At 71.6% G+C, this 26,709-nt stretch carries 18 protein-coding genes and 2 pseudogenes; 11 read left to right on the top strand and 9 right to left on the bottom strand.

Annotated features, from left to right (window positions below):
* Positions 1 to 326: 326 nt before the first annotated feature.
* The gene (locus tag AB0J21_RS07120) at positions 327 to 1,640 is read right to left on the bottom strand and encodes a citrate synthase (RefSeq protein ID WP_363144827.1); all 1,314 of its coding nucleotides are present in this window, start codon (positions 1,638 to 1,640) and stop codon (positions 327 to 329) included.
* 271 nt (positions 1,641 to 1,911) lie between these two features.
* Positions 1,912 to 4,182: an ATP-dependent RecD-like DNA helicase gene (locus AB0J21_RS07115; RefSeq protein ID WP_363144826.1), complete on the bottom strand. Its 2,271-nt coding sequence runs from the start codon at positions 4,180 to 4,182 to the stop codon at positions 1,912 to 1,914.
* Between the two features lie 195 nt (positions 4,183 to 4,377).
* On the opposite strand from AB0J21_RS07115, the gene AB0J21_RS07110 reads away from it, so the two are divergent.
* A complete protein-coding gene (locus tag AB0J21_RS07110) occupies positions 4,378 to 5,814 on the top strand; it encodes an ATP-binding protein (RefSeq protein ID WP_363144825.1) in 1,437 nt (478 codons plus the stop codon).
* Positions 5,815 to 5,905: 91 nt separating this feature from the next.
* Positions 5,906 to 6,445 carry a GNAT family N-acetyltransferase gene (locus AB0J21_RS07105; RefSeq protein WP_363144824.1) on the top strand — a complete coding sequence of 180 codons (540 nt, stop codon included), beginning with the start codon at positions 5,906 to 5,908 and terminating at the stop codon, positions 6,443 to 6,445.
* A gap of 192 nt (positions 6,446 to 6,637) precedes the next feature.
* On the opposite strand, the gene AB0J21_RS07100 is transcribed toward AB0J21_RS07105, so the two are convergent.
* From AB0J21_RS07100 to AB0J21_RS07090, 3 genes are read right to left on the bottom strand one after another with little or no spacing between them, the layout of a single operon-like run.
* Positions 6,638 to 7,498 carry a sugar phosphate isomerase/epimerase family protein gene (locus AB0J21_RS07100; RefSeq protein ID WP_363144823.1) on the bottom strand — a complete coding sequence of 287 codons (861 nt, stop codon included), beginning with the start codon at positions 7,496 to 7,498 and terminating at the stop codon, positions 6,638 to 6,640.
* Positions 7,495 to 8,691: a dihydrodipicolinate synthase family protein gene (locus AB0J21_RS07095; protein ID WP_363144822.1), complete on the bottom strand. Its 1,197-nt coding sequence runs from the start codon at positions 8,689 to 8,691 to the stop codon at positions 7,495 to 7,497. Before AB0J21_RS07095 ends, AB0J21_RS07100 begins: the two co-directional genes overlap by 4 nt.
* Positions 8,688 to 9,839, bottom strand: coding sequence for a Gfo/Idh/MocA family oxidoreductase (locus AB0J21_RS07090; protein WP_363144821.1), 1,152 nt, complete (start codon positions 9,837 to 9,839; stop codon positions 8,688 to 8,690). The genes AB0J21_RS07095 and AB0J21_RS07090 overlap by 4 nt, the downstream gene beginning before the upstream one ends.
* A gap of 187 nt (positions 9,840 to 10,026) precedes the next feature.
* Here AB0J21_RS07090 and AB0J21_RS07085 point away from each other — a divergent pair, with 187 nt between their 5' ends.
* Positions 10,027 to 11,136 carry a LacI family DNA-binding transcriptional regulator gene (locus AB0J21_RS07085; RefSeq protein ID WP_363144820.1) on the top strand — a complete coding sequence of 370 codons (1,110 nt, stop codon included), beginning with the start codon at positions 10,027 to 10,029 and terminating at the stop codon, positions 11,134 to 11,136.
* Between the two features lie 266 nt (positions 11,137 to 11,402).
* Positions 11,403 to 12,203, top strand: coding sequence for a sugar phosphate isomerase/epimerase family protein (locus AB0J21_RS07080; protein ID WP_363144819.1), 801 nt, complete (start codon positions 11,403 to 11,405; stop codon positions 12,201 to 12,203).
* Positions 12,204 to 12,281: 78 nt separating this feature from the next.
* Here AB0J21_RS07080 and AB0J21_RS07075 read toward each other — a convergent pair whose 3' ends face one another.
* Entirely contained in the window at positions 12,282 to 12,827 is a 546-nt protein-coding gene (locus tag AB0J21_RS07075; protein ID WP_363144818.1) for an NADPH-dependent FMN reductase, read from the bottom strand.
* A 271-nt stretch (positions 12,828 to 13,098) separates the two neighbouring features.
* On the opposite strand from AB0J21_RS07075, the gene AB0J21_RS07070 reads away from it, so the two are divergent.
* Together AB0J21_RS07070 and AB0J21_RS07065 are read left to right on the top strand one after the other, a co-directional pair.
* Positions 13,099 to 15,156, top strand: a complete 2,058-nt coding sequence (locus tag AB0J21_RS07070; RefSeq protein WP_363144817.1) for a glycoside hydrolase family 3 protein — start codon at positions 13,099 to 13,101, stop codon at positions 15,154 to 15,156.
* 172 nt (positions 15,157 to 15,328) lie between these two features.
* A complete protein-coding gene (locus AB0J21_RS07065) occupies positions 15,329 to 16,921 on the top strand; it encodes a hypothetical protein (protein WP_363144816.1) in 1,593 nt (530 codons plus the stop codon).
* Between the two features lie 107 nt (positions 16,922 to 17,028).
* On the opposite strand, the gene AB0J21_RS07060 is transcribed toward AB0J21_RS07065, so the two are convergent.
* Positions 17,029 to 18,474, bottom strand: a complete 1,446-nt coding sequence (locus AB0J21_RS07060) for a S28 family serine protease (protein WP_363144815.1) — start codon at positions 18,472 to 18,474, stop codon at positions 17,029 to 17,031.
* A gap of 241 nt (positions 18,475 to 18,715) precedes the next feature.
* Here AB0J21_RS07060 and AB0J21_RS07055 point away from each other — a divergent pair, with 241 nt between their 5' ends.
* Positions 18,716 to 20,191 (top strand): hypothetical protein, encoded by a 1,476-nt coding sequence (locus AB0J21_RS07055; protein ID WP_363144814.1) that lies wholly within the window; start codon positions 18,716 to 18,718, stop codon positions 20,189 to 20,191.
* A gap of 21 nt (positions 20,192 to 20,212) precedes the next feature.
* Here the strand turns inward: AB0J21_RS07055 and AB0J21_RS07050 are convergent.
* Positions 20,213 to 20,383 (bottom strand): annotated as a pseudogene (locus AB0J21_RS07050) (methyltransferase); the annotation flags it as partial.
* A 366-nt stretch (positions 20,384 to 20,749) separates the two neighbouring features.
* Positions 20,750 to 21,504: pseudogene (locus AB0J21_RS07045) on the bottom strand (transposase family protein).
* Positions 21,505 to 21,835: 331 nt separating this feature from the next.
* On the opposite strand from AB0J21_RS07045, the gene AB0J21_RS07040 reads away from it, so the two are divergent.
* The 4 genes from AB0J21_RS07040 (at position 21,836) to AB0J21_RS07025 (ending at position 26,482) form a co-directional block, all read left to right on the top strand.
* Complete coding sequence (locus tag AB0J21_RS07040; RefSeq protein WP_363144813.1) at positions 21,836 to 22,624, top strand: class I SAM-dependent methyltransferase; 789 nt, start codon at positions 21,836 to 21,838, stop codon at positions 22,622 to 22,624.
* Between the two features lie 436 nt (positions 22,625 to 23,060).
* Positions 23,061 to 23,348, top strand: coding sequence for a transposase (locus AB0J21_RS07035; protein ID WP_363144812.1), 288 nt, complete (start codon positions 23,061 to 23,063; stop codon positions 23,346 to 23,348).
* 245 nt (positions 23,349 to 23,593) lie between these two features.
* Positions 23,594 to 24,433, top strand: a complete 840-nt coding sequence (locus AB0J21_RS07030; protein ID WP_363144811.1) for a GNAT family N-acetyltransferase — start codon at positions 23,594 to 23,596, stop codon at positions 24,431 to 24,433.
* A 672-nt stretch (positions 24,434 to 25,105) separates the two neighbouring features.
* Entirely contained in the window at positions 25,106 to 26,482 is a 1,377-nt protein-coding gene (locus AB0J21_RS07025; RefSeq protein WP_363144810.1) for an IS1380 family transposase, read from the top strand.
* The last annotated feature ends 227 nt before the right edge of the window (positions 26,483 to 26,709 follow it).

Genomic DNA, 26,709 nt, shown 5'->3' with positions numbered 1-26,709 from the left:
GGCGCTTGAGGACGAGGCCGAAGGCCGTTCATCAAGCCGGTCCGGCGTTTGAGGACGAGGCCGAAGGCCGTTCATCAAGCCGGTCCGGCGCTTGAGGACGAGGCCGAAGGCCGTTCATGGAGCCGGTCCGGCGTTTGAGGACGAGGCCGAAGGCCGTTCATCAAGCCGGTCCGGCGTTTGAGGACGAGGCCGAAGGCCATTCATGGAGCCCGTCCGGCGATTGAGGACGAGGCCCGGAGGGCCGATCACCCGGGAAACGCCAACGGCGCCGCTCCCCCCCGCCAGGGGAGAAACGACGCCGCCTCACTACCGCGGGGAAACCCCGCTCAGCGCTGCTCGACCGGCACGAAGTCGCGCTCGACGACACCCGTGTAGATCTGCCGCGGACGCCCGATGCGCGACCCCGGCTCCTTGATCATCTCGTGCCACTGCGCGATCCAGCCCGGCAGGCGGCCCAGCGCGAACAGCACGGTGAACATCTCGGTGGGGAAGCCCATCGCCCGGTAGATCAGACCGGTGTAGAAGTCCACGTTCGGGTAGAGCTTGCGCTCGACGAAGTAGTCGTCGGCCAGCGCGTGCTCCTCCAGCTTGAGCGCGATGTCCAGCAGCTCGTCGGACTTGCCGAGCGCGGAGAGCACGTCGTGCGCCGCGGACTTGATGATCTTCGCCCGGGGGTCGAAGTTCTTGTAGACACGGTGTCCGAAGCCCATGAGCTTCACACCGTCTTCCTTGTTCTTCACCTTGCGGATGAAGGTGTCGACGTCGCCGCCGGACTCCTTGATGCCTTCCAGCATCTCCAGCACCGACTGGTTGGCGCCGCCGTGCAGCGGGCCCCACAGCGCGTTGATGCCGGCGGAGATCGAGGCGAACATGTTCGCCTGCGAGGAGCCGACCAGCCGCACGGTGGAGGTCGAGCAGTTCTGCTCGTGGTCCGCGTGCAGGATGAGCAGCTTGTCGAGCGCCGAGACCACGACCGGGTCGAGCTCGTACTCCTGGGCCGGCACGGAGAACGTCATGCGCAGGAAGTTCTCGACGTAGCCGAGGTCGTTGCGCGGGTAGACGAACGGGTGGCCCACGGACTTCTTGTACGCGTAGGCGGCGATCGTCGGAAGCTTGGCCAGGAGCCGGATCGTCGACAGGTTGCGCTGCTGCTCGTCGAACGGGTTGTGGCTGTCCTGGTAGAAGGTCGACAGCGCGCTGACCACGGAGGACAGCATGGCCATCGGGTGGGCGTCGCGCGGGAAGCCGTCGAAGAACCGCTTGACGTCCTCGTGCAGCAGGGTGTGCTGCGTGATGTCGTTCTTGAAGGTCGACAACTCGTCGACCTGCGGAAGCTCACCGTTGATGAGCAGGTACGCCACCTCAAGGAAGCTGCTGTGCTCGGCCAGCTGCTCGATGGGGTATCCGCGATAGCGGAGGATGCCCTCCTCACCGTCCAGATAGGTGATCGCGGACTTGTACGCGGCGGTGTTGCCGTATCCGCTGTCCAGGGTCACCAGACCGGTCTGGGCGCGGAGCTTCCCGATGTCGAAGCCCTTGTCGCCGACGGTGCTGTTGACCACCGGGTAGGTGTACTCGCCGTCGCCGTACCGCAGTACTACCGCGTCGTTGTCGCGTTTCTCGCTCACGTCATCCCTCACCGACGTAGTGCCTCTTCTTCGAGGTGCCCTGACTGTCTCTACCTTCCCCCATATGGCCGAGGAAAGTGCACTCGGGGCCGACCATTGGCCCTATTGGCGGCACTCAGTGCCGTCGAGCCTTGCCATACTGCCGCTTGGTCTCCGGTTGCGGAAGGGCGGGGTGATGTTTCCCACCGCTTTGATCGATCATTTTTCCGTACGATGTCCGGCGAGGTCACGGCGGGGTCGCGGCAGCCCCCGCCCAGGGCCCCGGAATCTTCACGACACTCCCTCACCGTAGGCCGGTCAGCGGCCGTCCGGCGAGTCGGTGATCGAGGGCGGTGTGCCTGCGGCCTGCGGAAACCGTCCGGACCGCCTGGGCCAGGGCGCGGCGCGAGCCGACCAGCACGACGAGCCGCTTCGCGCGGGTGACGGCCGTATACAGAAGATTGCGCTGGAGCATCATCCAGGCGCTCGTGGTGACGGGGACGACGACGGCCGGGTACTCGCTGCCCTGGGAGCGGTGGATGGTCACGGCGTAGGCGTGGGACAGCTCGTCCAGTTCGTCGAACTCGTAGGGGATCTCCTCGTCCTCGTCGGTCAGGACGGTGAGCCGCTGCTCCTCCGGGTCGAGGCCGGTGACGACGCCGACGGTCCCGTTGAAGACCCCGTTGGCGCCCTTCTCGTAGTTGTTCCTGATCTGGGTGACCTTGTCGCCGACGCGGAAGACCCGGCCGCCGAAGCGCTTCTCGGGCAGTCCGGGCCGGGCGGGGGTGATGGCCTGCTGGAGCAGCCCGTTGAGGGCTCCCGCTCCGGCCGGGCCGCGGTGCATGGGGGCGAGCACCTGGATGTCGCGGCGCGGGTCGAGCCCGAACTTCGCGGGGACCCGCCGCGCGGCCACGTCCACAGTGAGGCGGCCCGCCTCCTCGGTGTCGTCCTCGACGAAGAGGAAGAAGTCGTCCAGGCCCTGAGTGAGCGGCTGCGCACCAGAGTTGATGCGGTGGGCGTTGGTGACGACGCCGGACTGCCGGGCCTGCCGGAAGATCTGGGTCAGCCGGACGGCGGGTACCGGGGAGCCCTCGGCGAGCAGATCGGACAGGACCTCCCCGGCGCCCACGGAGGGCAGTTGGTCGACGTCGCCGACGAGCAGCAGGTGGGCGCCGGGCGCGACCGCCTTGACGAGTTTGTTGGCGAGCAGCAGATCGAGCATCGACGCCTCGTCGACGACGACGAGGTCGGCGTCGAGCGGGCGGTCCCGGTCGTAGGCGGCGTCTCCGCCGGGCTTCAGCTCCAGCAGCCGGTGCACGGTGGAGGCTTCGGCGCCGGTCAGTTCGGACAGCCGTTTCGCGGCCCGCCCGGTGGGCGCGGCGAGCACGACCTTGGCCTGGCGGGCGCGGGCGAGTTCCACGACGGAGCGCACGGTGAAGGACTTCCCGCAGCCGGGGCCGCCGGTGAGGACGGCGACCTTGCGGGTCAGCGCGAGCCGCACGGCGGCCTCCTGCTCGGGGGCGAGCGAGGCGCCGGTACGCCGGGCGAGCCAGCCGAGGGCGGCGCTCCAGTCGACGCCCTGGAAGGCGGCGAGCCGGTCGGTGTCCGCGTCGAGCAGCCGGCGCAGCTGCCCGCTGAGCGAGAGTTCGGCGCGGTGGAAGGGCACGAGGAACACCCCGGTCACGGGCTCCCCGTCCTCGGTGTCCGGCGGCACCTGTTCGCGTACGACGCCCTCGGGATCGGCGGCCAGTTCACCGAGGCAGTCGATGACGAGACCGGTGTCGACGGCGAGGAGCTTCACCGCGTCGCTGATGAGCCGTTCCTCGGGGAGGTAGCAGTGGCCCTGGTCGGCGGACTGCGAAAGGGCGTACTGGAGGCCCGCCTTGACGCGCTCCGGGCTGTCCTGCGGGATGCCGACGGCCTGCGCGATGCGGTCGGCGGTGAGGAAGCCGATGCCCCACACGTCGGCGGCCAGCCGGTAGGGCTCGCTCTTGACGACGGCGACGGAGGCGTCCCCGTACTTCTTGTAGATCCGCACGGCGATGGAGGTCGACACCTCGACGCTCTGGAGGAAGACCATGACCTCCTTGATGGCCTTCTGCTCCTCCCAGGCCGCGGTGATCTTCGCGGTCCGCTTGGGCCCGAGCCCGGGCACCTCGATGAGCCGTTTCGGCTCCTGCTCGATGATGTCGAGGGTGTCGGTGCCGAAGTGCCGGGTGATCCGGTCGGCGAACACCGGCCCGATCCCCTTGACCAGCCCGGAGCCGAGGTAGCGCCGGATGCCCTGGATGGTCGCGGGCAGCACGGTGGTGTAGTTCTCCACGACGAACTGCCGCCCGTACTGCGGGTGCGAGCCCCAGCGTCCACGCATCCGCAGGGACTCCCCCGGCTGCGCCCCGAGCAGCGCCCCCACGACGGTCAGCAGATCCCCGCCGCCGCGCCCGGTGTCGACGCGCGCGACGGTGTACCCGGTCTCCTCGTTCGCGTACGTGATCCGCTCCAGCGTCGCTTCGAGCACGGCGAGAGCGGACCCGGCGGACTGCCCGGAGGTCCCGGAGGTGTCGGTACTGGCCATGGGGCGACGGTATCGCCGGGGGGTGACAGCGCGGGACACGGCCGGAGAGTGCGGGAGAGCGCCGGGGAGCGGAACGCCGAGTGCGGACCGTTCCGGTTCCCGCAGGAGACTATCATCGAGGATAGTATCCTCAGTGATACCATCCGATCCGTCTTCGATCGGCCAGGTATGACCACGTACCGAGGGAGGGGTGCCGTGAACGGGTTCATCGGGCGTGATCACGAGTTGGGCCTGTTGAGGGATCTGCTCTCCACCGTGCGGGCGGGTGGACGGACGGGGCGGCCGGGCCGGGCGGTCCTGGTGCGGGGGCGGCGGCGGGTCGGCAAGTCCCGGCTCATCGAGGAGTTCGTGGGGCGGGCCGGGGTCCCGCACCTGTTCTTCACCGCGGTGGGCGGCTCCAGGGGCGAGGACCTGGCGGGTTTCCTGGCGGAGGCGTCCCGCTCCGCGTTGCCGGAAGCCGCGCGTCTACAGGACTTCCCCACGCCCCGGACCTGGGACGCGGCTCTCGACCTGGTGGCCTCCGCACTGCCCACGGACAGGCCGAGTGTCGTCGTGCTGGACGAGATGCCCTGTCTCGTGCGGGACGACCCGGCTTTCGAGGGGGCTCTCCAGAAGGTCTTCGACCGGACGCTGTCCAGACTGCCCGTGCTTCTCGTGCTCATCGGCTCGGACCTCGCGATGATGGAGAAGCTCAACACCTATGGCCGCCCCTTCTACCAGCGGGGCACCGAGATGGTGGTGCCACCGCTGAACCCGGCCGACGTCTCCGCGATGCTGCGCCTCCCCGCCGCCGAGGCGTTCGACGCGTACCTCGTCTCCGGCGGGCTTCCGCTGGTGCTGGAGGAGTGGGAGCCGGGGACGGGGCTGTGGGACTACCTCGGCCAGGCGCTGCGCAGGCCCACCTCCGCCCTGCTGGTCAGCGGTGAGCGCGCGCTGGCGGCCGAGTTCCCGGGCGAGACCCAGGCCCGCGGGGTGCTGGGCGCCATCGGCAACGGAGAGCGCACCTTCACGCTGATCAGGCGAGCGGCCGGTGACATACCGGCCACCTCGCTGACCCGGTCCCTCGGCACGCTGACCGACCGCCGCCTGGTGGCGGCCGAACTGCCCCTGTCCACCCGTCCCAGCAGGGAGACCCGCTACCGCATCGAGGACTCGTACCTGCGCTTCTGGCTCTCCTTCGTCGGACCGGGCATCCCGGCCGTCGAGCGGGGCAGGGGCGACCGCGTCCTGAACACCGTCCGCGCCGGCTGGACCTCGTGGCGGGGCCGGGCCGTGGAGCCGGTCGTCCGGGAGGCCCTGTGGCGCCTCGGTGCGGATGACGGGCTCCTGCCCCCAGGGACCGACGTGGTCGGCGGGTACTGGACCCGTACCAACGATCCGGAGATCGACCTCGTGGGCGCGGACCGCTCCCCCGTGGCGAAGAGGATCAGTGTGGTCGGCTCGGTGAAGTGGCTGGAGGACAAACCCTTCGACGGGCGCGATCTCTCGCGCCTGGTGGCCCATCGCGCCCAGCTGCCCGGGGCGGACGACACGACGCCGCTGCTGGCCGTGGCCCGCAGCGGGTGCGTTGCCGGTGGCGACGTCCGCCACCTGGGCCCGCAGGAGCTTCTGGGAGCCTGGACGTCGGGGTGAGGCGGGACGAGACGCCGGCCGCGAGGCCCCCGCCCACCCGGGCGCCGAAACGGCTCGCGAGCGGTCCCGTCCCGAAGGCACACTGCTTCCCGTGTCCGACACCGAGCGCCACCTCCCGCACCTGCCCGCCCGAGCCGTCGACCTGACGACACGTCGCCTCGCGCTGCACCCGCTCACTCCTCAGGAGGCGACACGTCTTCTGGAGGGTGGGGAGGCGGTGGACGGCGGTTATCCGGGCGGCGGGGACCTGTCCGCCGCACGGCGTTTCCTCGGTCTGTGCACGCGGGGGCGCGATCCCCGGCCGCTCGGGGCGTACGAGATCCGGCTGCGCGAGACCTCGCCCGGCGGCCCCCTGACGGCGATCGGCGGGATCGACTTCCACGGCCCCGCCGACGCCCACGGCACCGTCCGTGTCGGCTACGGGCTGGTGCCCGCCGCGCGCGGGCACGGGTACGCCTCCGAGGCGCTGCGCGCGCTGCTGGAGCTGGCCGGGCGCCAGGGCGTACGGGCTGTGGAGGCCGACACCGACCACGGCAACGCGCCCTCCCGGTACGTGCTGGAGGCGGCGGGGCTGCGCTTCGTCCGGAGTGACGAGCGGGTGCGGTACTACCGGATCGAGCTGTCCGCCTGAGCGTCCCGGGGTGGTCGCCGCGACGTGAAAAAGCCCGGTTCGTCACCGAACCGGGCTCCTTCGGGTGTTCCCCCACCCCCGTGGCAGCGCTTCCAGATCCCCCCCGGAATCCCCCCGAAGCTCTGCCGACACCCAGTACGACAGGGCTGGTGGGCAAAGGGTTGTACGGGCGGAAGGAAAATTCCCCGGGCGCTACCAGACGTGTTCCGCGAACCGCTTTACCGTCGTCGCGAGCAGTTCGCGGCCGTCCGTGGCCCACAGCTCGTCGTTGAACAGTTCGACCTCGATCGGTCCTGTGTAGCCGGCGGCCTCCACACGTCGCCGCCACGCGCGCATGTCGATCGAGCCGTCGCCGATCTGGCCGCGTCCGTTGAGGACTCCGGCGGGCAGCGGGGTGATCCAGTCGGCGAGCTGGAACGTGCAGATCCGGCCCTCGCGTCCGGCCCGCTCGATCTGGCCGGGCGCCCGGTCGTCCCACCACACGTGGTACGTGTCGACGCACACGCCGACCTGTTCGGCCGGGAAGGGCGCGGCGAGGTCCAGGGCCTGGGTCAGGGTCGAGACGACACAGCGGTCCGAGGCGAACATGGGGTGCAGCGGTTCGATCGCGAGCCGTACCCCGAACCGGGCCGCGTACGGGCCGAGTTCGGCCAGGGACTCGGCGATCCGCTGTCGGGCCGCGGTGAGGTCCTTGTCCCCTTCGGGCAGTCCGCCGCTGACCAGGACGAGGACCTTCGTGCCGAGCGTCGCGGCCTCCTCGATCGCCGCCCGGTTGTCGGCGAGCGCGGCCTTCCTGGCCCCGTCCTCGCGCGCGGTGAGGAAGCCGCCCCGGCACAGGGTCGTGACCTCAAGTCCCGCGTCCCGTACGAGTTTCGCCGCCGCCTCGACCCCGTACGCCTGGACCGGTTCGCGCCACAGTCCGACCCCGCGCACCCCCGACGCACCGCATTCGGCGACGAGTTGCGGGAGCGAGAGCTGCTTGACGGTCATCTGGTTGATACTGAACCGCTCGTGCGCCAGGGCCGGGGCGCCGTCCGTCGCCTCGCGCGTCATCGCGCCACCCCGTACACGTCGAGGAGTGAGCGCATCCGGGACGCGGCCCGCTCGGGATCGGGGAACAGGCCGAGGTCGTCGGCGAGTTCGTAGGCGCGGGCCAGGTGCGGCAGCGAGCGCGCCGACTGGAGGCCGCCGACCATCGTGAAGTGCTCCTGGTGTCCCGCGAGCCAGGCCAGGAAGACCACTCCGGTCTTGTAGAAGCGGGTCGGGCGCTGGAACAGGTGCCGGGAGAGGGCGACGGTCGGGTCGAGCAGGGCCCGGAACCCGTCGACGTCCCCCGTGTCCAGGACCCGGACGGCCTGGGCGGCGAGCGGCCCCAGCGGGTCGAAGACGCCGAGCAGGGCGTGGCTGAAGCCGCGCGCGTCCCCGGCGATCAGCTCGGGGTAGTGGAAGTCGTCGCCCGTGTAGCAGCGCACCCCGCTCGGCAGCCGGCGCCGTACGTCGACCTCGCGGTCCGCGTCCAGCAGGGAGATCTTGACGCCGTCCACCTTGTCGGGGTGCTCGGCGACGACCTGGAGGAAGGTGTCGGTGGCCGCGTCCAGGTCGTCGGCGCCCCAGTACCCGCTCAGCGCCGGGTCGAACATCGGGCCGAGCCAGTGCAGGATCACCGGCGCCGTGGACTGCCGCAGCAGGTGGGCGTAGGTGGACAGGTAGTCCTCCGGGCCCTTCGCGACGGCCGCGAGGGCGCGCGAGGCCATCAGGATCGGCTGGGCGCCGGCCCCCTCCACGACCTCCAGCTGTTCCTCGTACGCGGCCCGGATCTCGTTCAGGCTCAGCGACTTGCCGGGCTGGGAGGGGAGTTGGTCGGTTCCGGCGCCGGCCGCGATCCGGCCGCCCACCGCGCGTGCCTCGGCGCCCGAGCGGCGTACGAGTTCGGCGGCGGCCGGCCAGTCCAGGCCCATGCCGCGCTGCGCGGTGTCCATGGCCTCGGCGACCGACAGGCCCTGCGCCCACAGGTGGCGGCGGAAGGCGAGGGTCGCGTCCCAGTCGACGGCGGCCGGGTCGTCGGCGCTGATGTCCGCGTAGGGGTCGGCGACGACGTGCGCGGCGGAGAAGACGATGCGGGAGGCGAGCGGCGCCGCCCCCGGCGCGGGAGGGGCGGTGCGCGCCCCGGCCCCCGGCGTGTGCGGGCGCAGCGCGCCGTCCGCGCCCGGGAGGTGGAGGACGCGCGGGGTGACGGCGCCGGTCACAGCGTCACCTCCGGTACGGCGAGGCGGCGGCCCTCGGCGGAGGAGCGCAGGCCCAGTTCGGCGAGCTGCACGCCGCGCGCCCCGGCCAGCAGGTCCCAGTGGTAGGGCGCCCCGGCGTAGACGTGGCGCAGGAAGAGTTCCCACTGCGCCTTGAAGCCGTTGTCGAACTCCCCGTTGTCCGGGACCTTCTGCCACTGCTCGCGGAACCTCTCGGTGGCGGGAAGGTCCGGGTTCCACACCGGTTTCGGGGTCGCCGAGCGGTGCTGGGTGCGGCACTCGCGCAGCCCCGCGACGGCGGAGCCCTCGGTGCCGTCGACCTGGAACTCGACGAGTTCCTCGCGGTGGACGCGCACCGCCCACGAGGAGTTGATCTGGGCGACCGCGCCGCCCTCCAGCTCGAAGACGCCGTAGGCGGCGTCGTCGGCGGTCGCGGTGTACGGCTTGCCCTGCTCGTCCCAGCGCTGCGGCAGGTGGGTCGCGGTGAGCGCCTGGACGGAGGTGACGCGGCCGAACAGTTCGTGCAGGACGTACTCCCAGTGCGGGAACATGTCGACGACGATGCCGCCGCCGTCCTCGCGCCGGTAGTTCCAGCTCGGGCGCTGCGCGGACTGCCAGTCGCCCTCGAACACCCAGTAGCCGAACTCGCCGCGTACGGACAGGACCTGGCCGAAGAAACCGCCGTCGAGGAGCCGTTTGAGTTTGAGCAGGCCCGGCAGGAACAGCTTGTCCTGGACGACGCCGTGCCGGATGCCGGCCGCCCGCGCGAGCCGCGCGAGTTCGAGCGCTCCGTCCAGGCCGGTCGCCGTGGGCTTCTCCGTGTAGACGTGCTTTCCGGCGGCGATCGCCTTCTTCAGGGCCTCCTCGCGGGCGGAGGTGACCTGCGCGTCGAAGTAGATCTCGACGCTGTCGTCGGCGAGCACCGCGTCGAGGTCGGTCGACCAGCGCGTGAGGCCGTGCCGTTCGGCGAGTGCGCGCAGGGCGTCCTCGCGGCGTCCCACCAGCACCGGTTCGGGCCACAGCACCGTGCCGTTGCCGAGGTCGAGCCCGCCCTGCTCGCGCAGCGCGAGGATCGAGCGGACGAGGTGCTGACGGTGGCCCATGCGCCCCGTCACCCCGTTCATGGCGATGTGCACCGTCCTGCGTTCCACGAAGGTCCTTTCCCGGGGCCCCCGGGCCCGCCGGTCTCCGGGCCGGGCGGCAGGGGCGTACTGGAGTGCGCCGAAGGTGATAGCAAGCGCTTTCTAGACGCCTTGAAGCTAACCTCTGGACGGCTCCGTGGGCAACACCCCCGGCGATGCCTGGTATGACTGGCCTCCTGATGGCCAGGAGGACGAGATGACCGTGACCCTGTCGGACGTGGCGGCCCGCGCGCGGGTCTCCCCCGCGACCGTCTCCCGTGTGCTGAACGGGAATTACCCGGTCGCCGCGAGCACCAGGGACCGGGTGCTGCGAGCGGTGGACGAGCTGGACTACGTGCTCAACGGGCCCGCGAGTGCTTTGGCTGCGGCCACCTCCGACCTGGTCGGGGTGCTGGTCAACGACATCGCCGACCCGTTCTTCGGCATCCTGGCGAGCGCGGTGCAGTCGGAGATCGGCGGTCCGGGCGGCCGGGCCGGGGGCGAGCGGCTGGCCGTGGTGTGCAACACGGGCGGCTCCCCCGAGCGCGAACTGACGTACCTGACGCTGCTCCAGCGGCAGCGGGCGGCGGCGGTCGTGCTGACGGGCGGCGCGGTCGAGTCCGCCGAGCACGGGGACGCCGTGGCGGGGAAGCTGCGCAAACTGGTCGCGGCCGGGACGCGCGTGGTGCTGCTGGGCCGTCCGCCGCTGCCCGCCGCCGAGGAGGAGAGCGCGCCCGAGACGTCCGGGCTGCTGACCGCACTGACCTTCGGCAACCGGGACGGGGCCCGCGCCCTCACGGAACACCTGATCGGTCTGGGGCACCGGCGGATCGGCTACATCGCGGGCCCGAGGGAGCGCACGACGACGCGGCACCGCCTTGAGGGCCACCGCGAGGCGCTGGCCGCCGCCGCTCTCGCCGACGATCCCGCGCTCCTGCTGCACGGGCCGTACGACCGCGCCTCGGGCCACCGGGCGGCGCTGGAGCTGCTCGACCGTTCGCAGGAGGGGGCGGCGGCCGGCCGGACGGACCGGATGACGGCGGTCGTCGCGGCCAACGACACGGTCGCGCTCGGCGCGTGCGCGGCCCTGCGCGAGCGCGGGCTGCGCATCCCGGCGGACGTGTCGGTCGCGGGCTTCGACGATCTGCCGTTCAGTGTCGACGCGGTCCCGGCGCTCACGACCGTACGGCTGCCGCTGCACGAGGCGGGGGCGCGGGCGGGCCGCATCGCGACGGGCCGCGAGACGCCGCCGGAGGGCGGAGTCGCCCTGGCCGCGGGTGAGCTGACGGTACGCGGTTCGACGGCCGCCCCGAGGGCAGGGGACTGACACGGGGAGCGGGCGGGCCCGGTGCGGCCCGGACGCTTCTGACCTGCCCGTAGGGTGACGTGCGCGCGGCCCGGGAAGGAATCGGCACGCCCCCGGAAGGGCCCGGCGGGTGTCGGCGAGCCGGCCGGCGGGTCAGTAGTTCAGTAGTCAGCAGATCAGGCGGCAGGCCGGTCGGCAGGTTCAGTCGACAGGCCGGCCGGCAGATCGGTCGGCAGATCGGTCGGCAGATCGGTCGGCAGGACATGGAACGAGCGAGGAGCTGTGGCATGAAACTGGCGTTCTCCACCCTGGGCGTGCCCGGGATGCCGATTCCCGAGGTGGTCCGGCTGGCCGCCGACAACGGCTATCACGGCGTGGAGCTGCGCGCCCACCCCGAGGAGCCGCTGCACCCGGGCGTCGGGGCGGAGGAACGGGCCGCCGCCGTCCGCGAGTTCGCGGCGGCCGGGATCGAGATCGTCGGCGTCGCGGGCTACGTCGCGATGGCCGAGCCGGGCGAGGACGCGCCCCGGATCGCGGAGCTGCGCGCCCTCCTCGAACTGGCCCGGGACCTGGGCGCCCCCTTCGTCCGGGTGTTCCCCGGCGGCGGTACCGAGCAGAGCGAGGAGGAGGCGGACGCGACGGCGGCGCGGCGGCTGGGCGTCGGCGCGGAGTACGCGGCGGAACTCGGCGTCCGCATCCTGCTGGAGACGCACGACTCGCACCGCACGGGGGCGGCGGCCACCCGCGTCCTCGGCACGGTGGGCCACAAGTCGACGGGCGCCCTGTGGGACGTCATGCACACGTGGCTCGGCGGCGAGCAGCCCGCAGACTCCTATCTCGCGCTCGCCCCGTACCTGGGGTACGTGCAGGTCAAGGACATCGCCTCGGCGCAGGACACGACCCCGCTGGCCCTCGGCGCGGGCGTGCTGCCGCTGACCGAGGTCGTGGAGACCCTGACCCGTGAGGGCTGGGACGGCTGGCTGTGCTGGGAGTACGAGAAGCGCTGGTACCCGCAGGCGGTCGCGCTGCCCGAGCAGTTGGCCGCGGGCGCGTTCTACCTGGGACGGCTGCTCAGCGAGTCGGCCTGACGCACGGCCGGGCCCGGCACCGCCCGCACGCTCCGCACCGCACGCGCCTCACTGACACGCGCCTCACCGGCACGCGCCTCACCGACACGCGTCGAGGAGCGTGCGGGCGGCTTCGGTGATCCCCTCGCGCACGAGGGGATCACTGATCTTCCCGGTGCCGCTGTCGACGGCGGACCGGGGCACCGGGACGCGCACGCACGCGGCGTCGACGACGGCGGCGCCGGTGTACCCGAGGACGGTGCGCAGGGCCCGGTGCGCGCCCTGGGCCCCCGTCGGGGACGAGGAGGCGTTGACCCAGCCGACGGGCTTGTCCACGATCTCCGTCCCGCCGACCGTCCAGTCCAGCAGGTTCTTGAACGAGCCGGGCAGGTCTCCCGCGTACTCCGGGGTGCAGAACAGGATGGCGTGGGCCTCGGCGACGAGTGCGCGCAGCCGGGCGACCTCGGGCGGCAGGGGTTCGACGTCGTCGTCCGGGCTGAAGTGCGGGAGCTTCCCCAGATCGAGGTACGGCAGGGGACGGACCGCGTCCCCGAGCAGTTCCGGCAGGGTCAGCACCACGGCCGTGTTGGTCGAGCCGGCCCGCGTACTGCCGCTGATCAGTGCCAGGTTCTCGCGTCGCGTCACGGACCCGATCGTACGGACGGATGATCCTTCCTGACGATGACCGGACTTGACTCCGGCTTTCCACAGCGGGCGCCCCCTGCCGCTCGCCCGCCCCCGCACAAGCCCCCGCCCTCGCACACGCCCACGTCCGTGGACGGCTTGTACTCCGTCCGGACGCGCTCGCGCACGCCCTCTTGACTGGTAATTACCTTCAGGTTATCCGTAAGGCTTCGAAAGTTATTTTCAGATCGTCGGACGGCAGTACAGGCGTACTGGCATACGGACGTACTGAATGACGGTGCGACGACCTTACGAGCGGCAGGGCGCGGACAGGCACGACGGCCACGACGGCCACGGCAGGCACACGAAGGGAACGCGGGTGCGCAGAAGGCGGCAGGAAGCGGACGAGGCGCGGGGCGGACGTCAGGACGGACGCGAGGAGGGCGGTCCGGGTCCGGCCCGACGCCGGGTGCTCGTGGCCGGGGCGGCGGGGGCGGGTGTCCTCGGGGCGCAGGCCGTGCTCGGCGGCAGCGCGGCGGCGGCAGCCCCGGGGACGCACGCGGTGGCGGCAGCCCCGGGGACGGACGCGGCGGCGGCACCGGCCCGGGGCAGCGGCGCGGCGCCCCGGCCGCACAGCTCGACGCGGCGGCTGCTGGAGCGGATGACGCTGGAGGAGAAGGTCGGCCAGCTCTTCGTGATGCGGGTCTACGGCCATTCGGCGACCGACCCGGACCAGGCGGACATCGACGCGAACCTCAAGGAGATCGGCGTCCGCACGCCGGCCGAGCTGGTCGCGAAGTACCACCTCGGCGGGATCATCTACTTCGTGTGGGCGCACAACGTGCGCGATCCGGCGCAGACCGCCGCCCTCTCCAACGGCATCCAGCGCGCGGGCCTCGCCCTGCGCGTCCCGGTGCCGCTGCTCGTCTCGACCGACCAGGAGCACGGGGCGGTCGCCCGGGTCGGGAAGCCCGCCACGCAGCTGCCGGGCGCGATGGCGCTCGGCGCGGGCGGTTCGGTCGCCGACGCCCGGGAGGCGGCGCGCATCTCCGGCGCCGAGCTGGCCGCCCTCGGCATCCGGCAGGACTACGCGCCGGACGCCGACGTCAACGTGAACCCGGCCAACCCGGTGATCGGCGTACGCTCCTTCGGCTCGCAGCCGCAGTCCGTCGCACGCTTGGTCGCGGCGCAGGTCAGGGGCTATCAGGAGGACGCGGGCGTCGCCTCGGCCGCGAAGCACTTCCCCGGGCACGGCGACACCGCGACCGACAGCCACTACGGCTTCCCCGTCATCGGCCACACCCGCGCGCAGTGGGAGCAGCTGGACGCCCCGCCGTTCCGGGCCGCCGTGGCCGCCGGGATCGACGTCATCATGACGGCGCACATCATGGTGCCCGCGCTCGACGACTCCGGCGATCCGGCCACCCTCTCCCGGCCGATCGTCACGGGCGTCCTGCGCGGGGAGCTCGGCTACGAGGGCGTGGTGGTGACCGACTCGCTGCGCATGGAGGGGGTGCGCACGAAGTACGGCGACGACCGGGTGCCGGTGCTCGCGCTGAAGGCGGGGGTGGACCAGTTGCTCGACCCGCCGGACATCGGCCTGGCCCACCGTTCGGTCCTCGCGGCGGTCCGCTCCGGCGAGCTGACCGAGGAGCGGATCGACGCTTCGGTCTCCCGCATCCTCGAACTCAAGCGCAGAAGGGGCCTGTTCGACGATCCGTACGTTCAGGACCGGGCGGTGGGCCGGGTGGTCGGCACGCGCGCGCACCTGGCCGCCGCCGACCGGATCGCGGAGCGCACCACGACACTGCTCGTCAACGAGAAGGGTCTGCTGCCGCTCTCGCGCCGCTCCCACCGCGAGCTGCTGGTGGTCGGCGCGGACGCGGCCTCGCCCTCGGGCTCGGACGGCCCGCCGACCCGGGTCCTCGCCGCCGAACTGGCCGGGCTCGGTTTCCGTACCCAGGCGCTGGCGACCGGGACGGCCCCCGGCAAGGCGACCGTGGACGCGGCGGTCGCGGCCGCCTCCGGCAAGGACGCCGTGGTGGTGGGGACGTACAACCTGACCGCGACGAGCCCGCAGCGCGCCCTGCTCTCCGCGCTCGTCGCGAGCGGCGTCCCGGTCGTCGCGGTGGCGCTGCGCAATCCGTACGACGCCGCCCATCTCCCGGACGGCGTGGGCGCGTTGCTCGCCTCGTACGGCTGGACGGACATCGAGGTACGGGCGGCGGCCCGGGTCCTGGCCGGCCGCACCGCCCCGCGCGGGAAGCTCCCGGTCCCGGTGGCGCGCGCCGACGACCCGGCGAAGGAGCTGTACCCGGTCGGGTACGGGCTGACGTACCGGGGACGCTGAGCGCGTGTCCGCGTCCCGCGCCCGGACGTCACCCCGTCCGGACGCGGGAGACGGCGGAACTGAGGTCGCGTCAGCGAGGTCCACCGGCCGGCTACGCACGCAACACGCAGGGTGACAGAACTACCCGAAGATACGATGATGCTCGGTTAATTTTTCCCTTATGACCGCATGTATGACCTTCGGGCCTCTCAGAACACTGTCGGCGCGCTGCGCGGTGACGCTGGTGTCCGCCGGCGCCCTGGTCGCGACGCTGTCCGGCCCCGCGCAGTCGACGTCACCGCTCACCTCCAGTACCTCCCCTTCCCGGGCCTCGGCCGGTTCGGCGGCCTTCCCGTTCACTGGTTCCGCGCGGCGGTTCACCGTCCCGGCGGGGGTGTGCGAGCTGGCCGTGGACGCGTTCGGCGCGCAGGGCGGCCACGCGCGCTCCGCCTCGGGGAACGTCCTGGGCGGCCGGGGCGCCGAGGTCGTCGCCCCCGTACGGGTCACTCCGGGCGAGGTGCTGACGGTGGACGTCGCGGGCCGGGGCGGCGACGCCGGCCGGACGGCCGCGGGGAAGGGCGGCCACGGTGGCGGCGGCCGGGGCGCCGGTACCCCGCCGCACGGCGTGAGCGCGGGCCGCCTCGGTGGCGGGGGCGGCGGCGCGACGGTCCTCGGCCGGGGCGCCCGGCCCCTCGTGATCGCGGCCGGCGGGGGCGGTGCGGGCGGCGGAAACGCGGCCGGGGACGGCGCGGTCGCGGGCGGCAACGGCGGCTGGAAGGGCTCCCCCGGCGGTACCGGCGTCCACGCGGCGGACGGCCGGGGCGGACGGGGCGGCGCGGAGGGCGGACGGGGCGGCGTCACCGGCACCTCGCCCGCCGGACCGTACGGCACCCCGGGCGGCGACGGCAGCCGGTTGCGCGGCGGCGACGCGGGCTGGGGCCCCGTCACCCCGCGCCACGGCAACGGCGGAGGCGGCGGGGCGGGACTCGTCGGCGGGGGCGGCGGGGCGGGACCGAGCGGGGCGGGCGCTCTCCCGGGAGGCGGCGGGGGCGGCGGCTCCAGCACCGGCCCCGCGGGCACGCACTACGTGGGCGGCGCCCGCACCGGCGACGGCTTCCTGAAACTCACGTGGCGCACCGCGCCCGGCGGAAGCTGCGCGCACCGGCAGAGCGAGCCGGGGCAGTCGGCGGGCGCGCCCGGCGGACCGAAGGGCACGGCGGACGCGGAGGCCCCGAAGGGCTCGGGTGACTCGGCGGGCTCGACCGGCTCCGCGGGCTCGGCGGGCTCGACCGGCTCCGCGGGCTCTGCGGGCTCGACCGGCTCTGCGGGCTCGGCCGGCTCGACGGGCTCGCGGCAGAAGGCGGCACCGGCGGCGACCGGCAGCGGAACGGACGCCGCGAAAGGCGGAACGGAAGTGACGAAGGGCGGGACGAAGGGCGGGACGGACGCCGCGGCGGACGGCAAGGCGAAGTCCGCCGAAGCGACCGCCCCGGAGGGCGCGTCCCCCTCGGCCTCCGCCTCCGCATCCCCGTCGGCATCCGTGTCCCCCTCCCCTTCTCCCTCTCCCTCGGCGTCCGGGGCGAAGGGGCCGGGGGCGGCCGGTCATCCGGGTCCGGGCGCCACCCACGCGGAAGGCAGGGCGACGCCCTCGCCCTCGGCCGAGCCCCTGGCGGACGCGGGCGCGAGGTCCCCGCTCCCGCTGTGGCTCGCGGCGCTGCTCGCCCTCGGCGTGGGCGCGGTGCTCCTCGTCCTGCGCCGTCTGTGGAGCAGCCGCTACACCCGCTGAGCGCGCGTACCGCCGCGACAGCTGCGAAGGCCCCGCCCGTACGGAACGGATTCCGTACGGGCGGGGCCCTTACACGCGACTGCGGGGGTTCCGGGTGCGGGCCGGGCTCAGGGCCGCAGCGTCATCTCCCGCTCCAGGTGGCCGCGGTCGAGGGTCGCGTCGTAGCGGGCGAGGGGTGTGGCGGTCGAGGGGTCGGCGGCCGTCGCGGCGGTGGCGACCCCGGCCCAGTCGAGGATGCGGGCGGTGGCCTTGTCGCGTTCGGCGGGGACGAGTCCGGCCACGTTGGCCCCGTGGTTGGCGCCCGGCGCGGTGTAGACGTACGAGTCCTTCGCGCCCCGGCCGACGGAGAACCGTTCCGCGCCCCACGGGTCGTTCTCGCCGTAGACGAAGAGCATGTGCCGGGCCTGGTGCCTGACCCAGTTGTCCACCTGGGGGACGGCCTTGGAGTCGAAGCGCATGGGGATGGAGCGCGGTACGAAGTTCCGGGGCGGCTGGTAGCCGTAGCGGGTGAGGCCCTTGAGGTGCGGGAGGGCGATGGTGGGCGCGCCGAGCTGGGTGCCGGCCTGGTAGTAGTACGGCGTGTACGGCTCAAGGCCCTGGTCGGTGTAGAAGGACCAGCCGGAGATCTCGTCGACGTAGGCGAAGAGGTCCTGGTCGCTCACGGTGCGCGCGTCGGGCACGTCGGCGCAGTCGGCCTCGCCGGAGTACTGCCAGAAGCCCCACACGAGGTCGAGGACGACGGCCTCGTACGCCTTGTCGAGGCTGCCGATGGTCGTGAAGGTGTACTTCTGCTCGGCGGCGAGGCCGGCGTACTTGCGCTCCAGCGGCTCGCGGCGGATCAGCGCCTCGCGCTGCACGGCGTCGAGCCGGTCGCGGCACTCGGCGGTGCCGACGTGCTCGAAGAAGCGGTCGTACGCGGAGTCCTCGCCGTTCACGACGTCGTTGGGGGCGACGTAGGCCACGACGCCGTCCATGTCCTTCGGGTAGTAACGCTCGTAGTACGTGGCGGTCATGCCGCCCTTCGAACCGCCGGTGGCCAGCCAGTTCCTGCCGTAGACCGGCTTGAGCGCCTCGTACAGGCGGTGCTGGTCGCTCGCGGCCTGCCAGATGTCGAGCTTGGACCAGTCGGCGTTGGCCGGCCGCGAGGGCGTGAAGTACCGGTACTCCAGGGAGACCTGGTTGCCGTCGACGATGCGGGTGGGCTCGGAGCGGCTCGGGCTGGTGGAGACGTTGTAGCCGCCGGTGTAGAACACGGTGGGGCGCGCGGTGTCCTTGTGCAGCACGGTGAAGCGCTGCGTGAAGCTTCCCCGCGAGGGGTGCCGGTGGTCCACGGGCTGCCGGTAGCCGAGGACGAAGTAGCGGTACCCGTCGTACGGCTTCTCCTCGATGAGGCTCACCCCGGGAACGGACAGCAGCCGTTCCTTGATGTCGGCGATGCCGGCCGTGTTTCGCGCCGCTCCCCCTTGGGCGACGGCGGCGCTGGTACTCAGGCCCACCGCCCCGACCACGAGCAACAGCAGGGCGAGCAGCCCCCTGAGCGTCTTCCCGACCACCGGGCCTCCTTGTCGTCGACGGGCCGGTCGCCGTCCGTCACGCGCACGGCGACAGGCAACGGACGGAACGTAGCCGACGGGACGGGGTGACGCCAGAGGGCCACGTGCGAAGGGTGAATTCACCGCGAAACCCCCTCGTACGCGGGCATTGCGGCGCGTCGTCCGGGAGGGCGGCCCGGGGCTGGGTGAGGGTGGTCGGGCGGGGGACGACCAGCTCTGAGCCGTTGTGGAGTGTCCGCCGATGACCGTCCCCGCAGCCCTGACTCCCCCCGCCCTCCCCCGCCCGGCGACGCCTCCGCGCACGCGCGCGCTGCCGCTGCTCGGGCTCGTCGCACTCGCGTACGGGCTCGCGCAGCTCGCCGGGGTGGTGCCGTGGCTGGGGCTCGGCTGGGACGAGACGGTGTACGTGTCGCAGGTGGACCCGCACCGGCCCGCCGCCTACTTCAGCGCCCCGCGCTCACGCGGCATCAGCTACCTCGCGGCTCCCGCGCTGTGGCTCACGCACTGGCCGCCGGCCGTCCACCTGTGGCTCGGTGTGCTCGCGGCGGCGGCGCTGTACGGCGCGTTCGCGGTGTGGCGGCCGTTGCTGGGCGCCGGGCGCTGCGCCCTGGCGGCGGGGCTCTTCGCGACGGTGTGGTCGACGCTGCTGTACGGGCCGCAGGCGATGCCGAACCTGTGGGTCGCCATGTGCGCGGTGGCGGCCTCGGGCTGCCTGCTGCGCGCGGCGGCCGCGTCCGGTCCGGCACGCCGGGCGCTGCTGGTCGGGGTCGCGGGCACGGTGGCCGGAGCGACACTGCTGCGCTTCCCGGACGGCTGCTGGCTGGCCCTGCCCCTCCTCCTCGCGAGCGTCCTGCACCGCCCACTGCGCGCCCCGGGCCCGTTCGCGGCCGTGGCGGGCGGCCTCGCGGCGGGTGCGACGCCGTGGGTCGTGGAGGCGTACGCGCGGTGGGGCGGGATCGCCGAGCGGCTGCGGGTGTCGAGCGCGGTGCAGGGCGACATGGGCCTGCGCTGGGCGGGCGGCGACGCCTGGCGCAGCCTCAACGGGCCGCTGTTGTGCCGCCCGTGCACGGTGGAGCTGACCCAGCCGTGGCTGACGTGGTGGTGGCTCGCGCTGCCCCTGCTCGCGGCGGCGGTGTGCGTACGGGCCCGGCGCGGCCGCCGGATCGCGACCTGGCTCCCGGCCGGTTGCGCCACCGCCCTGAGCGCCCCGTACCTCCTGACGCTGGGCTACTCGGCGCCCCGCTTCTTCCTCCCCGCGTACGCCCTGCTGGCGCTGCCGTTGGCCTCGGGCCTCCTGGACGCGGTGGCCGGCCGCCGCCCCCGGTACGCGGCCGGGGCGGTGACCGCCGTCCTGTGCCTGCACCTGGCGACCCAGGCCAACCCTTTCTGGCACAACCTCCACGTGGCCCGGGACACGACCGCCCGCTACGCGAAGGTCGCGGACACCCTGAACGCGCACGGCGTCACGGCCCCCTGCCTGGTGACGGGCGCACAGGCCCCGCCGGTCGGCTACTACGCGGGCTGCGCCTCGGGCAACCTGGAGGGCAACAACCGCAACCTGACCGGCGCCCAGCTCACCGCGACGGCTGCCCGCCTCCCGACAGCCGCCTTGGCCGCGACCCGCAGCGGCCCCCCGCCCTACGCCCGGGACTGGCGCCCTCTCCGGGTGCCGGGGACGGGGCTGACGGCGTGGGTGGGGCCGGGGGCGGGTGGGTGAGCTGAGCCGGGTCACTGCCCGTCAGATCGGCAGGTCCCAGCCCGGCCCGTCCTCGGCACCGATCCACACACGCTGACCAGCGGCCGACACGGTGATGCCGAACCCCTCCTGATGAGGTTCGCCGACGGCCTGCCAGCATCGCAAGGCCCGTTCGACCCGGTCCCACAGGCGGACAGGGCCCCGCTGGACGACGACGAGGGCGAACCGGTCACGTGCCTCTCTGTCACGTCCTCGGGCCTGATCCGGCCGTCCAGTTGAGTGACCGGCGTGTCGTCGCGGTACACACCCTCCAGCCATCCGTTCCCGTCAGGCTGACATTCCCCCCGTGGGCCGGACAGCTTGATACCGGGTCGGAGAGTCCCGGAGGAAGCAGTCACAGATAGTGAGCGAGAAGAGCAATACGAGGAAGCGGCTGACCGCGACTTGCATCCGATCGCCAAGCGGCTGTGGGACTCACTCAAACAGAGCGGCCAGTCCGATTTCCACCAGCAGAGTGACTGGGCCCTGGCCTGCTCCCTGCGCGAAGACCTCTCGTACTGCAAGGAGCCTTTTCCAACCTCACGCTGATGCGTGGTGAAGGACGAGGACGGCCTTCACCACGTCGGTGATTCGGTTGGTGCTGCAGCGGAGCTTCCGCAGGAGGCGCCAGCCCTTGTTGGTGGCCACGGCCCGCTCGCCGAGGCAGCGAATCTTGACGTGGGTGGTGTTGTGGCGACGCTTCCATCGCTTGAGGCGGCGGCCCCGAAACGGTACGCGGACGGGTCCGCCGGCGCCTTGATATGCCTTGTCCACCCAGCATTTGAGTTCCGCATCGGCGAGGGCTTCGATGATGCCGTGCTGCCGCGCGGCGTCAGGTCGTGAGCCGAGCCGGGCAGAGCCGGCGAGGCCCAGAGCAGCCGTCCGAACGGATCGGTGAGGAGCTGGACGTTCATGCCGTGGCGTTTGTGTTTCCCGGAGTAGTACGGGGTGTCGACGGCGATGCGGTCGATCGGCAGCAGGGTGCCGTCGAGGATCACGAACGCCTTCGTCCGGATCGTCTTCATCGCCTCGGCCAGGGACGGGGCGAGGGCGGCCAGGGCCTCGACGGCTTCACGTATGTAGCGGTAGACGGTCGCGATCCCGATGTCGAACCCGGCAGCGAGCTGGGCGTAGGTGTCACCGCACCGTAGATGGGCCAGGGCGAGCAGTGCCTGACGTGCGGCGGGAAGGCGCCGCCACCGCGTTCCGATCTCCTGCCGCCGGGCTGTCAGTTGTCCGGTCAGGAACCGCAGGGTGCGGCTGGACAGATCAATCGAGGACGGGTAGACAAGCACGCGAAGCTCCTGGCGGATAAGGGTGATCTTGGACGAGAACCCGTCTACCAGGAGCTTCGTCGTTGCGCAGGACAGTCCAACTCGCGGTCAGGCACCGCAGCTTGAGAAGGGTTCGTTGTCCCCATCGTGGCCGATGGGGTGCTGGTGGAGTGGGGACCTGCGTCGGTGCGGCGTGCCGCGGTTTCCCACGAAATCCGGTGGAGTCTCAGCGGCCGGAGGTGGTTGGGTCCTGCTCAATGCTTCGCTGATACGGCCCGGCACAGCGCGAGGCGCAAGGTCCGAATCGCAGCGCTGTCTCGCCCGCGTGTCGTCGAGTGATGGAGGTTTCGCGGTGGCTGGTTATGGGGCGCTTTCCGACGTATACGAGTGGCTGATCGGGGACGACAGGTTGACCCCCGCCGAGGCAGCCGCGGTTTACTACAGCGATGTCGTGGGCTCTGTGCCGCCCAACGCGCGTGTCCTCGACTGCGCATGTGGAACCGGCCAGCTCGCCGTCGGGCTGGCGAGTCTTGGCCTGGACGTGGTCGCCGCAGATGCCAGCAGTGGGATGGTTCGCCGGACCGAGAAGGTCACCGACGAGCAGGGTGTCTCGCTTCGAGCCCTCCGCGCGAGCTGGGACGAGCTGCCCGACCACCTGGAGGACTCCACGTTCGATCTGGTGTTCTGCGTCGGCAACTCGCTCGGGCACGCCGAGGGCGCAGCCGGGCGCCTGACCGCACTGGAAGCGATGTCGCGGCTGCTGAAACCGGGCGGACGCCTTGTGCTCCACTCACGCAACTGGGAGCTCGTGCGCTCCGCCGGCTCACGGGTAGACGTCCGTGATCGACTCATCCGCCGCAACGACCGCGATGCGGTCGTCAGCTACTACTGGCAGATCGAGCAGCGCTGGGAGGAGGAACACTTCCTCGAGATCGTGGTCGCCCAGATCGAGCCGGATGGGGCAGTGCGAGCCTGCTCGGAGCGGTTGTCCATCTGGCCCTACCGGTACGAGGACCTCGTGGCGCAGTTGCGAAGTGTCGGGCTCACGGTGCAGTCCACCACCTTCGACCCCGAGAGCGATGGATACCTGGTGGTCGCCGGCCGCGACCAGGCGCAAGGCACGTCGGAGCCGGCGCGCTGATCCGCCTTTCGTCATCGTTGCCGACCTGCCGGCTCGCGACCGCCTGCAGCGCTTCGCGAAGTGTTAAGCGCTTGAAGCGGTTGCTGCGGGTGCGGTCCTCACCCTGTATCTGACCTGCTCAAGCTGAGGTTGGAAACAGCTCACAGTGCCAGACCTGCAAGGTGACGCGTGATGGCGGGCCTCTGTGGTCGCGGCTCGACCCATCCGGCGGGGTCGAGCATGTGCCCCAATTGCGCCGCCAGGTCAGCAATCACATCCGCCGAAAGGCTAGTGCCCCGACGTTCGGACATGATCAACCCACGTGCCTGTATCCCCTCCGCGAGCCGTTCGATGAGCCGGCACGGGGACCTGACACTGTTGCCCGAGCATCGTCGTGGGCACGGAGCGATGTACGGCGACTGAACACGGCTGGCTCGATGCCGGCCGCCTGTAGACGGTGCTGGCCGGCCTGTCGCTGCCGCGTTTCGACGGTAGTTGGCTGGTCCTGGCGGTCGATGTGTCGCCGTGGCTCAGCTCGGAAGCGCCGTGCTCGGCGGACCGGGCGTTCTGCCACATCTACGGCCCAGCGAAGACCGCCTCGCAGTTCATCCCGGGCTCGCCCTACTCCTTTTCGTGGCCGTGCTGGAGCCGGGTGCCACGTCCTGGACCGCGATCCTGGACGCGGCTCGGCCCGGCCGACGACGCGACCGCGGTCCACTGCCGCCCAGCTCCGGGGGGTCGTTGAACGCTCGTCTCCGCTGGCCAGTGGCAGGACGGGCACCGGCCAACTTAGTGGCGATATCGTGCTGGTCAGTGACGACGAGACCGTCCGCACACGGACGCTGCTCTGCAGAGTGGACGCCCCCTGCCCCTTCAGTCCTTTGTGGACATCCTCGCGCCGGCGTGCTGAATCCGGGAGACGGCCTGACCGTCTGGCAGGTTGACGAATCAACATCGGTGTACTTAGGCCGAAATTCACAAGGAGCACCAATGCCCTGGACGATTGGCGACAATCCCGCAGAAACCGACCGGTGGGCTAGGGAGTTGTGGTTATCAGATCCAGGCGGACACACGCTGATCCTCAGCGTCATGGAACGATTCATGATGACGCCACCGATCAACCGCCCACCGCAGACCGCGGGGTGGTGGTCTGCCGTGGACGGGTCCGTGGCAGGAAGCTTTTGCTATGCCGCAGGCGATTCGCTCCTCCTGGGATCCATGCCGCCGAGCGCTGCGCGCGAGCTTGCCGTTCGGCTCGCCGAAGCTGGGAACTCTGTCAGCTCTGTCCAGGGCCCGCGATCGGCAGTCGAAGAGTTCACATCCCGTTGGGAACAACTGATCAGGACGTCCAGGGCCAGCGAGATGCAGCAGAAGCTGCACCAGCTTGGGCGACTCATCCGCCCTAAACGTTGCCCCGCTGGCAGCGGACGACCTGCCACCGCTGCCGACCGGGATCTGCTAGTCGACTGGTTCCGGTGCTTCGCCGAGGAGACAGGTACGGCATCGGGAGACATTGGTACAGCAGTCGACTATCGGATCGCATGTGGAGGTCTCTTCCTGTGGGTGGCTGACAAACGGCCAGTTGCGCTGGCCGGTGCATCCGTTCCAGCAGGTGGTTGCGTCAGGATCACACCGGTCTACACACCACCGGGCATCCGGAAACAAGGCTTCGGCGGCGCAGCCGTCACGGTTGCGGTGCAACATGCCCTGGCCACCGGGGTAGACACGGTCGTACTCTTCACCGACGCCACCAACCCCGCCAGCAACTCGCTATATCAAGCGTTGGGCTTTTCACCCGTAGCGGAGAGCGTCCAGGTCATCTATCCATAAGGGGCCCGCTTCCGGCCGGCCCCCGGCTGCTGTGACCAGCCGCGCAAACACCGATGCCTTTACCCGGGGTGGATACCGCAAGCCCAGGTCATGCGGCGCTGCGTCAGCTTCGGCGGCGGGGAGGAGGGGCCTTGTCCCGTGCACGAACTCGGAGCCCGCTTCGAGCAGTCGGCTGCAGACTCCTTTCTGCACGGTTACCAGTTGGCTGTCGGCATCGCTGCGGCGTGTACAGCCGCTGCGGCGTGCCTCGCCTGGGCCGGGCTACGGCAGCGGGCCGAACGCCGGCCGAGGAGTGCGAAGCCGGAACATGCCGTCCAGATACGCGAAGCGACAGTGAGAAGCAGCAGCTCGCCCCCACACAGTAGGTGACCTCACGACGACATTGGGCAGCCAGGGCGGCGGGTACCACCGCCCTGGCGTCCTGCTCCGCAACTGCGTCATTGAGATTGCGCTCAGGCTGTTCCTACCGCCGGAGGTCGCGTTGACACGTCATCCTCCTGAACGCACATCTCTCAAGCCCAAGGCAAAAGCAAGACTGCCTGTTTGCTAGCCTCGCGCTTTCATGAAGCGGGCTGTCCGATGGGTGGTCGGGCATACGAAAAGTGCCTCTGACCAGCGAGAATGAGGATTGTTGAGGCCCTTGTTCCCGCCACCGTCGGAGGCACTTCCCAGGTGAAGAAGCGTATCGGTTCCTACCCACGCGCCCGCGTCGGGGGCGGTGGCCGCGCCGTGGTCTCGCAGGCCGGCGGTGTCCTGCTGGTCGAGACGGTCCGCAAGTCCGGGCTGGAACATGCGATATCGGCGGCGCTGACGCCGTGGCGCAAGGCGCGGGCGGTGCACGATCCGGGGAAGGTTCTGCTGGATGTGGCCCTGGCGGTCGCGCTCGGTGGTGACTGCCTGGCCGATGTGGGCATGCTGCGGGCCGAGCCGGCCGTGTTCGGTGCGGTGGCCTCGGATCCCACCGTCTCCCGCCTGATCGATGCCCTCGCCTCGGCCGGGCCGAAGGCCCTGACTGCGATCCGCACCGCGCGAGCACAAGTCCGCGACCACGTGTGGAAGTTGGCCGGGTCAGCGGCCCCGAACGTGGCCGGGCAGGTCATCGTGGACATCGACGGGGTGCTCGTGTTGGCGCACTCCGAGAAACAGGACGCCACCGCGACCTGGAAGAAGACCTTCGGGCACCACCCGCTGATGGCCTTCGTCGACCACGGACCGGGTGGCAGCGGGGAGCCGGTCGCGGCTCTGCTGCGGCCCGGTAACGCGGGCAGTAACACCGCCGCCGATCACATGGCGACCGCCCAACTGGCCCTGGCTCAGCTGCCGAAGAAGTACCGTCGCGGACGCCGGACACTGATCCGCACCGACTCCGGTGGCGGCACCCATGAGTTCGTGGCCTGGCTCGCCCAACGCGGCCGGTGGCTGTCCTACTCGGTCGGGATGACCATCACCGACGCCATCCACCAGGCCGTCCTGCGGATTCCCGCCTCCGCCTGGACGGTGGCCGTCGAGCCCGGCGGAGCCATCCGTGAGGGTGCCTGGGTCGCCGAGCTCGACGGTGACGTGCTCGGCGGCTGGCCGAAGGGGATGCGGCTGATCGTCCGCAAGGAACGCCCGTACCCCGGAGCCCAGTTGAGGTTTACCGACGCCGACGGGCTGCGGCTCACCGCGTTTGCCACCAACACCACCGGCGAGAAGATCGAGACCCTGGAACTACGCCACCGCCGACGCGCCCGCGCCGAGGACCGCATCCGAAACGCCCGCGCCACCGGCCTGCGCAACCTCCCCCTGCACGATGCCGCACAGAACCAGATCTGGCTGGAGATCGTCCAGCTCGCACTCGACCTGCTGGCCTGGATGCCGATGCTTGCTCTGACCGGGAAGGCGCGGCTCTGGGAGCCCAGCCGGCTGCGGCTCCGCCTGTTCTCCGCCGCCGCCCAGTTCGTCACCACCGGCCGGCGTCGCCACTTGAGATTCGCCCGGCACTGGCCCTGGACCGACATCATCACGGGCGCGATCGCACGGCTCGACGCCCTCCCGAACCCTGGCTGACCAGCACGTTCCCGTCCCGACCAGCAGCACCACCATGACCGGAGCCGTGGAACCCGGCGCCCACCCGACGCGACAGCCGGGTCGTCCGTCTGCCCGCAACTGGCACAACAAACCGAAACGGCCCACCAGTTGACCTGACGAGCCGTCACGAAAGATCGAGGCTAGGGGAGAAATTCTTGAGCAAAGACGTCAAGTTGATACGTTGGCCCATCGAAGCCGCCGCTCGG

It is taken from the genome of Streptomyces sp. NPDC049954, assembly GCF_040656295.1.
In the GTDB taxonomy this organism is placed as follows: domain Bacteria; phylum Actinomycetota; class Actinomycetes; order Streptomycetales; family Streptomycetaceae; genus Streptomyces.
This window is presented reverse-complemented; position numbering and strand designations above follow the sequence as displayed.

What these genes read in the sequence shown, in the direction of transcription:
- AB0J21_RS07115 (WP_363144826.1), bottom strand. Translation starts at nt 4,182, where the DNA reads ATGGCCAGTACCGACACCTCCGGGACCTCCGGGCAGTCCGCCGGGTCC.
- AB0J21_RS07100 (WP_363144823.1), bottom strand. Translation starts at nt 7,498, where the DNA reads ATGACGCGCGAGGCGACGGACGGCGCCCCGGCCCTGGCGCACGAGCGG.
- AB0J21_RS07085 (WP_363144820.1), top strand. Translation starts at nt 10,027, where the DNA reads ATGACCGTGACCCTGTCGGACGTGGCGGCCCGCGCGCGGGTCTCCCCC.
- AB0J21_RS07080 (WP_363144819.1), top strand. Translation starts at nt 11,403, where the DNA reads ATGAAACTGGCGTTCTCCACCCTGGGCGTGCCCGGGATGCCGATTCCC.
- AB0J21_RS07070 (WP_363144817.1), top strand. Translation starts at nt 13,099, where the DNA reads ATGACGGTGCGACGACCTTACGAGCGGCAGGGCGCGGACAGGCACGAC.
- AB0J21_RS07065 (WP_363144816.1), top strand. Translation starts at nt 15,329, where the DNA reads ATGACCTTCGGGCCTCTCAGAACACTGTCGGCGCGCTGCGCGGTGACG.
- AB0J21_RS07055 (WP_363144814.1), top strand. Translation starts at nt 18,716, where the DNA reads ATGACCGTCCCCGCAGCCCTGACTCCCCCCGCCCTCCCCCGCCCGGCG.
- AB0J21_RS07030 (WP_363144811.1), top strand. Translation starts at nt 23,594, where the DNA reads ATGCCCTGGACGATTGGCGACAATCCCGCAGAAACCGACCGGTGGGCT.